Annotated in this window: 6 protein-coding genes and 5 pseudogenes; 4 read left to right on the top strand and 7 right to left on the bottom strand. The window is 63.8% G+C overall.

Features of this window, described 5'->3' with window-relative positions; translation table 11 throughout:
• A pseudogene (locus CKO28_RS24505) lies at positions 1–274 on the bottom strand (glutamine--fructose-6-phosphate transaminase (isomerizing)); the annotation flags it as partial.
• 256 nt (positions 275–530) lie between these two features.
• Between CKO28_RS24505 and CKO28_RS24500 the strand changes: the two are divergent.
• Positions 531–1,445 carry an NAD-dependent epimerase/dehydratase family protein gene (locus CKO28_RS24500; RefSeq protein ID WP_200343519.1) on the top strand — a complete coding sequence of 305 codons (915 nt, stop codon included), beginning with the start codon at positions 531–533 and terminating at the stop codon, positions 1,443–1,445.
• Positions 1,446–1,902: 457 nt separating this feature from the next.
• On the opposite strand, the pseudogene CKO28_RS29700 reads toward CKO28_RS24500, so the two are convergent.
• The 3 genes and pseudogenes from CKO28_RS29700 to CKO28_RS24490 all read right to left on the bottom strand — a co-directional run.
• Positions 1,903–2,232, bottom strand: a pseudogene (locus CKO28_RS29700) (NAD-dependent epimerase/dehydratase family protein); the annotation flags it as partial.
• Between the two features lie 70 nt (positions 2,233–2,302).
• Positions 2,303–2,569: pseudogene (locus CKO28_RS29695) on the bottom strand (GDP-mannose 4,6-dehydratase); the annotation flags it as partial.
• The gene (locus CKO28_RS24490) at positions 2,566–3,852 is read right to left on the bottom strand and encodes a nucleotide sugar dehydrogenase (protein WP_200343518.1); all 1,287 of its coding nucleotides are present in this window, start codon (positions 3,850–3,852) and stop codon (positions 2,566–2,568) included. The gene CKO28_RS24490 and the pseudogene CKO28_RS29695, both read right to left, overlap by 4 nt.
• 225 nt (positions 3,853–4,077) lie before the next feature.
• Here CKO28_RS24490 and CKO28_RS29690 point away from each other — a divergent pair.
• Both CKO28_RS29690 and CKO28_RS24480 read left to right on the top strand, forming a co-directional pair.
• Positions 4,078–4,695, top strand: a pseudogene (locus CKO28_RS29690) (FecR family protein); the annotation flags it as partial.
• A gap of 722 nt (positions 4,696–5,417) precedes the next feature.
• Positions 5,418–7,640 (top strand): CHASE2 domain-containing protein, encoded by a 2,223-nt coding sequence (locus CKO28_RS24480; protein ID WP_200343516.1) that lies wholly within the window; start codon positions 5,418–5,420, stop codon positions 7,638–7,640.
• Positions 7,641–8,397: 757 nt separating this feature from the next.
• On the opposite strand, the gene CKO28_RS24475 is transcribed toward CKO28_RS24480, so the two are convergent.
• From CKO28_RS24475 to CKO28_RS29680, 3 genes and pseudogenes are all read right to left on the bottom strand, one after another.
• Positions 8,398–9,744 carry a peroxidase family protein gene (locus CKO28_RS24475; RefSeq protein ID WP_200343515.1) on the bottom strand — a complete coding sequence of 449 codons (1,347 nt, stop codon included), beginning with the start codon at positions 9,742–9,744 and terminating at the stop codon, positions 8,398–8,400.
• 386 nt (positions 9,745–10,130) lie between these two features.
• A complete protein-coding gene (locus CKO28_RS29685; RefSeq protein ID WP_437127656.1) occupies positions 10,131–10,541 on the bottom strand; it encodes a transposase in 411 nt (136 codons plus the stop codon).
• Positions 10,513–11,059: pseudogene (locus CKO28_RS29680) on the bottom strand (transposase). The gene CKO28_RS29685 and the pseudogene CKO28_RS29680 overlap by 29 nt, the downstream one beginning before the upstream one ends.
• A gap of 320 nt (positions 11,060–11,379) precedes the next feature.
• On the opposite strand from CKO28_RS29680, the gene CKO28_RS24460 reads away from it, so the two are divergent.
• On the top strand, positions 11,380–11,611 hold a 232-nt coding region (locus tag CKO28_RS24460), incomplete at its 3' end, for a transposase family protein (protein WP_200343513.1).

The following is an 11,611-nucleotide window of genomic DNA, read 5'->3' as shown; positions in this document are numbered from 1 at the left end:
GGGCGTTGGCGTGCGGGTGGGCGTTGCCCTCGCTCGGCCGGCCGTGGGTCGCCCAGCGGGTGTGGCCGATCCCGGTCGTGCCCTCGATCGGCGCCTCCTCCAGCCGCTGGGCCAGGTTGCGCAGCTTACCAGCGGCCCGGCGGCGGTCGATCTTGCCGTTCACCAGCGTGGCGATCCCGGCCGAATCGTAGCCGCGGTACTCCAGGCGCCGCAGGGCGTCGAGCAGCAGCGGGGCGACCCGGTTCCGTCCGATGATACCGATGATGCCACACATGTTCCCCCCGGATGCGTCAATTTGGTCGCTCGGATCCAACTCTTGCTGGCCTCCGAAGATCGCACGTAAAGGTTATAGTTTTCTCAACGTTATACGTCCAAGCCTCGTGGGGCACACCCAGCATACGGACCCGAGCCGCCGTCTAGCTGTTGGAAAGCCCGGTGGGCTGCTCCTCAGCAGTCGGCTCGACTCTGGCACGATGGGCCGCGGAACCTTGGTAAAGCCTTGTGCGCCACACGTTTGCGAGGGAACGCGAATGAAAATCCTGGTAACCGGCGGCTGCGGCTTCATCGGGAGCCATCTTTGCCGCCGCCTCTCGACACTTGGCCATAACGTCCGCGTGCTGGACAATCTCTCGCGCGGCAAGCGCGAGAACGTCCCGCATGAGGTCGCCGTGGAGCTCGGGGATATCGTCGACCGGTCAACCGTGGCAAGGGCTTTCGACGGGGTCGATGCGTGCGTGCACCTTGCTGCGATCGCGTCGGTGCCGGAGTGCCAAAATGATTGGTCGCGGGCGAACGCGGTCAACCTTAACGGGTCTGTGAACGTGTTGGCCGCTGCGGCTGACGCGGGAAACGTGCCGGTGGTCTACGCCTCGTCCGCGGCCGTTTACGGCGATGTCGGCGGCCTGGCTCATGAAGGCTTGAGCCCGCAACCCTTCTCCGCCTATGGGGTGGACAAATACGCCAGCGAACTGCATGCGCACGTCGCGGGCCAGGACGTCGGGCTTCCTACCTGCGGCTTGAGGTTCTTCAACGTGTTTGGCCCGGGGCAGGATCCGTCGTCGCCCTATTCCGGGGTCATCACCGTTTTCGTGGAGCGGTTGCTGCGCGGCGAGCCCACCGTCATCTACGGCGACGGTCAGCAGACGCGGGACTTTATCTACGTCGAAGATGTTGTCGACGCGATCTGTCTTGCGCTGGAAAGTGCAAGCCCCGGGGCGCCGGTATTCAACGTCTGCCGCGGTGTCCAAGTGGATGTCGCGACCTTGCATGCCGAGCTCTGTCAGGTCCTGGGGATGCACCAGGACCCGCGTTATGACCCGCCGCGCGTGGGCGATATCCGCTTTTCGGTCGGGTGTTGGCAGAAGGCCGCCCGGGAGCTTGGCTTTGTGGCGCGCACTGGCCTCCAGGACGGCCTGGTGCGTTTGCGCGATGCGCGCGCTGCGTGATCCAGGGTTCTTCCGGCGCATCCCGCCTTCCGCCGGCCCAGCGCCGTCCGCCAACCACGGCCTCGGCCTTCCGCCTAGGTCGACGGCGGCGCTCGGTCTGGCTCCGGCACCGTCCCGTTTGCCCCGGTCGCGGCTGGCTAGATGCCGTGGTAGTTTCTGTACCACGCAACGAATTTCGGCAGGCCCTTGTCGATCGTGGTCCGGGGGCGGACCCGAGATCGGGGGTTGAGCTCTCGATGTCCGCGTACGTCCCCGGCACGTCGCCCGGCTGCATGTCCTGCACATCCTTGATCGCCGTGCAGCCCACGGCGGCTTCGAGCACGGCGATGAAATGTGTCGGGTCTTCGGACCGGTGATTGCCGAGGTTGTATAGCTTGTGTGGCCTTTCGAGCCCGCCCGGGTCCGCCGGGGGACGGTCCAGAGCGGCAACGACCCCCTCGACGATATCGTCGATGTAGGTGAAGTCCCGTTTCATGTGCTCGTGGTTGAACACTTGGATCGGCTCGCCGTCGAACATGGCCTTAGTGAAAAGGTAGGCGGCCATGTCCGGACGCCCCCACGGCCCGTAGACGGTGAAGAAACGCAGCCCGGTCATCGGCATGCGGTAGAGGTGCGCGTACGTCTGCGCCATCAGTTCGGCCGACCGCTTGCTCGCGGCGTAGACGGAGACGGGCTGGTCGACCGGATCGTCCACCGAGAACGGCAGCTTGGTGTTGCCGCCATAGACGCTGGACGACGAGGCGCACACGAAATGCCCGAACCGTGTTAACCGGCGGGCCGCCTCCATCAACGTCAGTTGCGAGTTTATGTTGGCGTTCACGTACGCCCGGGGGGTTCTCCAGCGAGTAGCGGACGCCAGCCTGGGCCGCGAGATGCACGATCCCTGTGATCTCCGGGTTTGCGTCGACGATCGCGTTAACGGCGGTGGGATCGGCGGCGTCCGCGCGGTGGAAGGTGAAGGCGGGCCCGCGTTCATGAAGCTTCTCGACCCGAGCGCGCTTCAGCGCCGGATCGTAGTACGCGTTCAGGTCATCAAGCCCGACCACCTGCTGGCCACGGTCCAGCAGCGTGCCGGCCACATGGGGGCCGATGAAACCGGCGGCACCGGTCACGAGCACGGTCATAGGCGTTCGTCCGATGCGTCTATCGGCAAGGCGGCTTTGATGTCGAAGATCACCGATGGACGGCGTGCGCATCCATCCAACCAGCCTCGCCAGTCGTCCAGGTATTCGCGATGCGGGACCGCGAGGACGATCGCGTCGTACCCGCTCTCCAGCGGTCTCTCAATCGGCTGGAGCCCGAATTCTTCATGAACCTCGTCAGGGTCGGCCCACGGGTCGTGCAGATCGATATCCGCGTGGAAGTCCTGCAATGACTTGACGAGCGAGAGAACCTGGCTGTTGCGGATGTCCGGACAGTTCTCTTTAAAGGTCACACCCATCACCAAAACGCGCCCGCCAACGACATGGATACGTTTTTGCGTCATGAGTTTCATAACGCGGTCCGCAACGTACTTGCCCATTCGATCGTTGGTGCGACGGCCAGCGAGGATCATCTCGGGATGATGATCGACGCTTTGAGCTTTGTAAGTGAGGTAATAGGGATCAACGCCAATGCAGTGACCGCCGACAAGGCCGGGTGTGAACTTTAGGAAATTCCACTTGGTGGCAGCGGCTTCCAACACCTCGGTTGTATCCAGGCCAAGTTGCCGGAACAGCATGGCGAGTTCGTTGATCAAGGCGATGTTCACGTCGCGTTGCGTGTTCTCGATCACCTTCGCCGCTTCGGCTGCCCGGATCGACGACGTCTTGTGTGTCCCCGCGCGGATGATGCTGGCGTAAAGCCGGTCGACGAGGCCCGCGGCCGCTTCCGTCGACCCGGAGGTCACCTTCATGATGTCGACAAGCCGGTGCTCGTGATCGCCGGGATTGATGCGCTCGGGGCTATAGCCGACCACGAAGTCAACGTTGAGCTTGAGGCCCGAATGCTGTTCAAGCAACGGAACACACTCTTCCTCCGTCGCGCCCGGATAGACGGTCGATTCGTAGATCACGAGGTCGCCGGACTTGAGAGCTTGACCGACCGTGCGACTCGCCGACCGGAGCGGCATCAGGTCTGGGACCCGGTGTGCGTCGATCGGTGTTGGCACCGTGACGATGAAGATCGTACAGGCCGCAAGGTCGTCCTGGCTCGCCGTAAATCGCGGCGCTTTCCCGGTGTCTTCGAACCACGCTGCCGGGACTTCCCGAGTCCGGTCGTATCCGCGCTCCAGCTCGGCAACACGGCCCGCGTGGATGTCGAATCCGATCACTTCATATCGGCGTGCCAATTCAAAGGCGAGCGGAAGCCCTACGTAGCCGAGGCCGACGACGGCGATCCGCGCAGAGTCCAGGTCCGGTAGTTGCACGTCGTAACCTCTTCACGAAACACCTCGACACGGTAGGGAATACGTGGCTCTCATGCCGATGACAAGGCTGCGCGTGGTCGTCAGGTTGGAGCCCAAGGCGATACTGCGGTGCAGGTGCACGTTTCTCCACAATGCGCGCCAGACGATTTAACCAGACGATTTAACGGTCGGGACCGATCGCGAGAGCGGGGAGAGCCATACCACTCGATCGTCTGCGTGCCTTGGATGTGCGCTAGGCTTACAACGATCGAGGCTACCACGGAATCGCAGGAGAAACCCTCTTTTCCGTTAATGCCTGCGTCGAATTCGAGAGATAGATTTCGGAACATGAGGTTATACAGGGACCCAGACCCAGACATATGGCAGCGATATCGGACGTTGGTTCGTAGCGTGCTGGCCTCGTGTATACTGATCATCGTCTCGGCTTTTTCGCCGCTGTCTGTGTCGGCGGCGTCGGACGGCATCGGTAAGGCGGAAAAGGTCGTCCTTGACGTCCGGTCGTTGCTGCCGCGCGGCGAACGGCGTCTGGTCGTGAATGCCGATGTGTTCAAAGACGAGATCGTCGAGACCAAAGATCGCAGCGCGACGCGGCTTGTGTTTCGTGACGAAACGTATCTATCGATGGGTCCGAACTCGAAAGTGCGGATCGCGGATCTACCGGTTGCGCAAGACGCGGACCGGCCGTTTGTCGTCGAAGCGACTTCGGGCGTGTTCAAGTTCGTGTCGGGCCAGTTACGATCGGACCAGTACCGTATCGAGACGCCTTCAGCGACGATCGGCGTCCGGGGGACGATCTTATGGCTATCCGTATCCGGTACCGGCCTAACGCAAGTCGCCTCCCAAACCGGCGAGGTGATCGTCTGCGGCCAGCGCGATTGTGTCACGCTCCTAGCGGGTGAATACTCAAAGGTAGAGCCGGACCGATCACCGACGCCGCCGGGAACCATCCCGGAGGACTTCTACGCCCTGGTCCGGGATATGACCGCGCGTCTCATGATGGATGGCATCGACGGGATCACCGCCGCGCTCGACGCGTCCGCGTTCGCCGGGCTCTACAATGTGCCGGCACCGGACCGAGGGGTCGGTTCGCGCCTTGGGACGAAAGCCGGCCTCGGGGCCTCCGGTGGCGCGCGCGGTGGCTTTGGCCGCGGTCGTCCCAGCGTGGCGTCCGCGCGTGAGACAACCCCGACGTCGGAGACTGGCGACACCGAGCCGGAGACCTCTGAGAACGAGCAGGAGCAGCAGCCGGACGCTGACGACAACAACGACGGGGCCGAAACCGGTGAGGGCGCTCCCGGATCGCAGGATGGCGGCGCCATTCAAGACAACACTGATGCGCCCGAGGACCCCGAGGACCCTGTGGAACCCGGGACCGGCGTTTGGCCTGACACGCCGGAGGCTACGCCGGGTCCTGTCGCCATTCCCGTGCCGGCGACAGCGCTGTTTCTGTTATTTGCATTCGGTGTCCTCATCTTCGTCGGGCATCGTCGGGCATCTGTGGGAACCTCCACCCTCATGGGTGAAACGCCCCGCAGCGTGGCGAGCCAGTCAAGGCTGCACGCTGAATGACTGATGGTCGCCCCGGTGGGCGGCGCTGGAACCGTCGCATTTGGTTTGCGCCCTGGGCGCTCGGGGTTGGGCTCGTGTTTTGCTTTGGCGGTTTGCGCCTCTGGGACCCCTACGGGGTCGAGGTCCTGCGGTTGAAGGGTTTCGATGCGGCGCACCGCATGGCTCCGCGGACACTTCCAGCCGGACCCGACGGACAGCCGGTGTCACCGATCATGATTGTGGACATCGACGAGGAGTCCCTTGATCGGATCGGCCAGTGGCCGTGGCCGCGTACTGCGATGGCCCAGCTTGTCGATCAGCTAAACGCCGACGGCGCCGTCGGTATCGGGTTTGACATTTTGTTTACCGAACCTGATCGGATGTCGCCGGATGAACTCGCGGACCGTGTCATGGAGTACGATCCAGAGCTCGCTCAGCAACTTCGTTACCTCCCGGGCAACGATGATCGGTTGGCACAGGCGTTCCGCCGTCATGATCGGACCGTAATCGCTCAGGCGGTCCACGCCCGCGCGTTACCCCATGATATCGGCCCGGTGAATGTGCCATCGGTGGCCAGACTTGGACCTGATGCCGCCGGCTCTCTCGTGCAGGCCCCGGGCGTGATCCGTCCGCTTCCCGAGCTCGCCGACGCTGCAGCTGGTGTCGGCATGATCAGCCTATGGGAGGCCCCTGACAACGTTGTCCGTCGCGTGCCGCTCGTGATCAAGTCCGGTCAACGGGTCTATCCGGCGCTAAGTATCGAAATGCTGCGCGTGGCCACGGGGCAGCAGACGTATGTGCTGGAAGGGTCCGCGGCCGGTGTGGAAGGGGTTCTTCTGGGACGCTACCGGGTTCCGACCGATCACAGCGGTCAAATCTGGGTGCATTACCGGCCCCGACTGGCGCCCCAGTACGTGTCCGCCGCAGATGTGCTGGCCGGCCGTTTCCCGGCTGGGATTTTCGAGGACAAGCTTGTGCTCGTCGGGACCTCTGCGACCGGTCTTGGGGATATCAAGGCGACACCGCTCGATCCCGCACTACCGGGCGTGGAGGTTCACGCCCAGGCCCTTGAGACGGTTCTGTCCGGTTCGGTTCTGAGCCGTCCGGCGGTCGCAGACACCGCCGAGGTTCTGGCGACACTTTTGATTGGCTCGGCCATTGTCGTTTTGGTGCCGCTGGTCGGCGCGTGGTCCGCGCTTTTAACGGGCGCTGTGTTGGCTGCAGCTACACTGGCGGTAACGAGTTACGCATTCTTCCAGGAAAGGGTGCTGCTGGACCCCTGGTTTCCGCTTCTGACCGGATTCTCCGCCTTTACGGTCATGGTCTTTACGAGCTACCTGGGATCCGAGCGCGACAAGCGTTTCATCCGCGCAGCCTTTACACAGTACCTGGCACCAACGCTCGTGGACCGGCTGGCGAGCGAGCCGGAGCTGCTGCAGCTGGGTGGAGAAACCCGCCCAGCGACCGTGCTTTTCTCCGACATCCGCGGGTTTACCGGAATAGCAGAGCGCTTCGGCGATGACGCGCGCGGCCTCACGAAGCTCGTTAATCGGTTCCTCACCCCATTATCCGATCGGATCCTCGCGAACCAGGGCACGATCGACAAGTACATCGGCGATGCCATCATGGCGTTCTGGAACGCCCCGATAGATGATCCCCGGCACGCCGATCATGCCTGTCAGGCAGCGCTGGAGATGGTTCAAGCCCTGAATGCTCTGAACGCCGAGATGGCGGGGGAGGCGCAACCCGGTCATGCGCCTGTGGTGCTGAAAGCGGGCATCGGCATCAACAGCGGCCGCTGCCTCGCCGGCAACCTCGGCTCCGACAAGCGCTTCAACTATTCCGTGATGGGCGACGCTGTTAACGTAGCTGCCCGGCTCGAAGCCCTGACCCGCACCTACGGGGTTGATATCATCGTGGGAGAGGCGACCCTCTCGGCTACCGACGGTGAATATGCGTTCCTCGAACTCGATCACATCCGGGTCAAGGGACGCCGACAGCCGGCCCGGATTTTCGCGCTTCTAGGTGGGCCGGCAATCGCCGAGCATCCTCAATTCGCGACGTTCGAAGCCCGTCACACCGCGATGCTTCGGATGATGCGCCAGGCGGATACGACTGCGGCGCGGCGGCAGCTCGATGCGCTCGCCCCTACGGCGAGAGGTTATGGGCTGTCCGTAGCCTACGGATTTTACGCAACCCGGCTTGACGAGGCGGATGCCGCGGTGCCGGCCCGCGTTTAGGGGGTGGCGCGTGAAGAAGACCGGCGGGACGAGGCGGGGCGTATGCGACCCTGACCCGCTACGGAGGATACCGCACCCGAGAAGCCCTTCGCCAAGATCACAGGGAGCTGGTCCGGACCTTGGTGAACGGTCCGCTGGCCGGCGTCTCTCCCGTCGATGCGCAAACGACCGTGGTTCAAGTTGGTCCAGGGCTTGGACATCGTTGATGCGAGTCGCAAGACCGACGAACCGGAGTTGCCCCGGTCGCGAGCACGAACGGGTTGACCGGCGCGTTCACCGGCCAGGGCCTCGTCGAGACGCCGACCCACGAGACCAAGGGGGCCAGGCGCTGCGGCCGACCGATCACTATGCCGACGTCGAGATCTGGATGGCCGCGGCCGACCAGAGGCTCTACGGCGCCAAGCCCAGTGGACGTAACCGCTCCCCCCGTTAGCAGCCACGTAGCTTAGCCGATCTGGCAAAATCCGCCATCACAACGGATACGCATCGCCGCGAGGCAGGCGCAGCCGATCTGCCACCGGCGCTGGCGGCGTTTGCCGCGCAAATCCCGCCGTCGTGTGGCCATGTCCTGGCCCGTTGCTTTCGGTGCTGGGCCCAGCTGATTACCGACAAGGCCATCTCGCGCTAGGTGGCTCATCCGAGCCCGGCCGGAGCCGGTGCAACCGGACTCGCGCCCGGTCCAAATCACACGCACCGGGTTTCGCGGGGCAGCGAACCACGCCCCTTACCGGGCGTGGTTCGTAGGCGGCGCGCATTCTCAGACGGTGCGGGCGAATGCAAGGAGGTCGCCCATGGCAAACGTGCTCGGTTCCCGCGTCTTTTCCGCCAGCGGAAGTTCCGGCAGCCAGTTGCGGTTGCTGCCCAGGAACGCGCTGTCGTCGTACTCCATCAGCCCGATCAACGTCTCCGCCACGATCCGGCCGCCAACAGGGCCAAGGCGCTCACCCGTGTTGCCGTTGCGTTCGCCTTTCAGCTCCGCCTCACGCAGAATGTAGAACCACAGCGGCGTTGCGGCGTCGACCTGAGTGCCGGTCCCGACCTCGGCGGACGTCAGCGGCGTCTCGCCCATCACTTCAGCGATCGCTTGTCCCGATGGCAGTCGGAAACTCTGGCCGCGCAACAGGTTGCGTGTGGCCAGTGATTTGTTCGCTGCATCGTCAATGAAAGGCAGGGCCAGCAACTCGCCCGCCATACCGGCGTCGATCTTCTGTGCCAGTTGTGCAACCGGGTTCTTGCCCGCGTGGAAGAAATGGCGCCAGTCGACCGCCTGGTCCTTCTTCTCCACCGGTGTGAAGCCTTGGCCCAGTTCCTTCCCGAAAAACTGAACCCGGCGGCTGTCGTCGTTGAAGCTGAGGAAGTCGGGCAGCTGGCTGTGACCGTAGCGGTAAGCCGCGACCGCGAACTCGACGGGGATAAACGCTCTTGTCCCTGTTGGCCTGTAGATCTTCCGGCCGTTGCTGAGGATGTCTCGCACTAGATCCTCACCGCAAGTAAGTGGTAAGAACTCATGAAGGATGATCCACTGGTAGTGCCAGCGCGTCAGGCGCTGTGCTTCGGCAAGGTCGCCCCCAGTCTCAGCGAGCACCGCGTTTGCGAACTTGATAAAAGCGAGATGCAACTGTGAGATGATACGGTTCTCGTCGTTGCGTGGGTCCCCGATTAGGGCCACTCCATCGGGACTGCGCGGCAGATCGATACCATGATACCCCAGGATCAGCTTGTGGCTCCCCGATTTCTCATACAGGAACGGGAACGCTTCCGGGTCCGTGCCGTAGACGCTGTCCAGATCCAAAGCAGGCGTACGGAAGTTCTCGATCGCGAGTGGGTCGTTGGTCCGATCTAGGCCGCTGGTGACGTCGAGGGTGATGTCGTGATCGATGAACTGCCCGAAGAACACCATGCCCAAGGGATAGGTGGTCGATCGCCGGGTCGAGTCCGACGGGTTTTCCTTGACCTTGTTGTCTCCGAGGTCCCGAAGAACCGCCGGATCCGTGTAGAGCGCCGGCAGGTCGCCGAAAAGTCGGGAGAAGCGCCCACCCAGTTCGACATCCTCGTCGCGGTGCTCGTTCGCTCCGCGGATAGCCATACAGCCGTGATGTGCCATGTACGGTCCCCTGAATGTTCGTGCCCTTCTCGCCCCTGTCCGCAGTTTAGGGCGATATCGATTATGTTTTGGGAGCATGGGCGCGTCCACGGAAACATTTCATCCGGACGAGAACGACATTTCCAAGAGCCGTGAGTGTTCTGTGGCGGCGTGACGACGAGACACGAGAACGAGATGTCAGCCTCCGCTCCGACCTGATCGGGTCCAACGGACGTAGCCCGATCTATTCTTGAGGCGCTCAATTTCCGCCCCGTGGCCGTGTTTTCAACCGGCAGGCGTATCGGCACGCGAAAGCGCCGCCGGAATCGGCGATTTTTCGAGACTCTCGATGACGGCGGCGCTGGGGGGCGGTCAGTCGGCGGCGGGCGGGCACATCGCCCAGGCCGCTACGGCGGCGCGGTGAGCTGCGGGATCTTCGCGCCGAGCAGTCGTGCGATCGCCTGGTCCGGATAGGCGGACGGGAGCTGGACGACGACCCGGGTCGCGTACTCCGTGACCTTCGCCGCCACCTTCAGGAGGCGCAGCCGGATGGTGTCGAACTGGGCTTTTCGCCACTGCGATCGCTTCGGCGCCAGGGTCCTGTCGCGGGACAGGGTCCGCAGGGTCCAGAGAAGCCAGTAGGTAGCGGCGTGCAGGAACAGACGCATCTGGTTTGCCGTCGCCCGGCTGCCGGAGGTCCGGTCGCCGGCCAGGTGAGTCTTGAAGGCTTTGATATGATTTTCCGCTTGGCCTCTCCGGCAGTACACGTCCGCGTACAAGCCGCGTGGCTTACCCTTTTCCAGGTTGGTGACGATCACGGCGAAGCCTGGCGTCAGCCAAGCGCGTGTCCGTGCCCTGCGGCCCGACCTCCACGCGGGCGATGATCCGCCGGGCGCGGTTCCAGCTGGCGGCCGCGTCGTAGAACTCCTTGCAGCGGCGAACCTTGCAGCCGTCGCCGGCAGCGAAGCGCTCGGCCGTGCTCGCCTCCAGCGTCTCGACGTGACGACGCAGGGTCGAGGTGGTGCCCAGGCCAAAGATGTAGTCCACCTTGTTGGCCTCGCAGTACGCCATCGCCTCCGGGAAGGCGTACTGGCTCGCGCACCAGGATATCGACCCGCGGCCAGATCGACCGGATGCGCCGGACCAGACGGCGCCGGAAGGCGCGGACCTGACGCCCGTTCGGCCGCTTGGCCGGGCGGATCATCGCGGCGACCAGCCGGCCGGCATCGTCGAACACCAGGATCGGCTGGAAACCGTAGTCGTCGTAATGCGCGTTGAACAAGCGGAGCTGCTGGTGGCCGTGGACGGCGTCGAAGGTGTCGTCGACATCGAGCACGATCCGCTTGGCCTGAGTTCGCGGTCACTGGACACGCAGCGCCGGGGGTCTGCGGTCTAAGTCGTTGATGTGCCTGGACCGGCGGATGGCCGAAGCGTTCGTCCGACTAGACACACGGCTGGCCGATTTGGCGTTGACTGTGCGCGATTTGGCGCCCCAGGGTCTAGGCATGTACCCAGGGCTGTTCAGTGTTCCAAGGTAGAGTGAGTAGCGTCGCGTGAGGCGAGTCCGAGCGGCGGGTGATCCACCAGAGAAGTCTTTGCGAGCTCGCTGAGATGTGACTCCTGGGTTGGCAACTCTGAACAGCTTACGGAGTTGCCATGACACCGTTTCCGTGCCTCTGGCAGGCCCTTCAAGACGTCACCGACCCGCGCGGCGCCCGGGGGCAGCGCTATCATTTCACGCCGTTGATGGTGTTCACGGTGCTGGCCGTGCTGGCGGGCGCGCGGTCGTACCGCGACGTGATCACCTTCATCCGGGAACGGCGCCATCAGCTCAATGAGCTGTTCGGCACGCGCCTGACCCGGGCGCCCGCGCTGAACACGCTGCGCG

Origin of the sequence: Rhodovibrio sodomensis (genome assembly GCF_016583645.1) — a bacterium.
Lineage (GTDB): Bacteria > Pseudomonadota > Alphaproteobacteria > Kiloniellales > Rhodovibrionaceae > Rhodovibrio > Rhodovibrio sodomensis.
The sequence above is the reverse complement of the archived record's forward strand: the minus strand, read 5'-3'. Positions and strand labels throughout refer to the sequence as shown.

Excerpts from the sequence above, each read along its gene's own strand:
- CKO28_RS24500 (WP_200343519.1), top strand. The coding sequence starts at position 531 with ATGAAAATCCTGGTAACCGGCGGCTGCGGCTTCATCGGGAGCCATCTT.
- CKO28_RS24480 (WP_200343516.1), top strand. The coding sequence starts at position 5,418 with ATGACTGATGGTCGCCCCGGTGGGCGGCGCTGGAACCGTCGCATTTGG.
- CKO28_RS24475 (WP_200343515.1), bottom strand. The coding sequence starts at position 9,744 with ATGGCACATCACGGCTGTATGGCTATCCGCGGAGCGAACGAGCACCGC.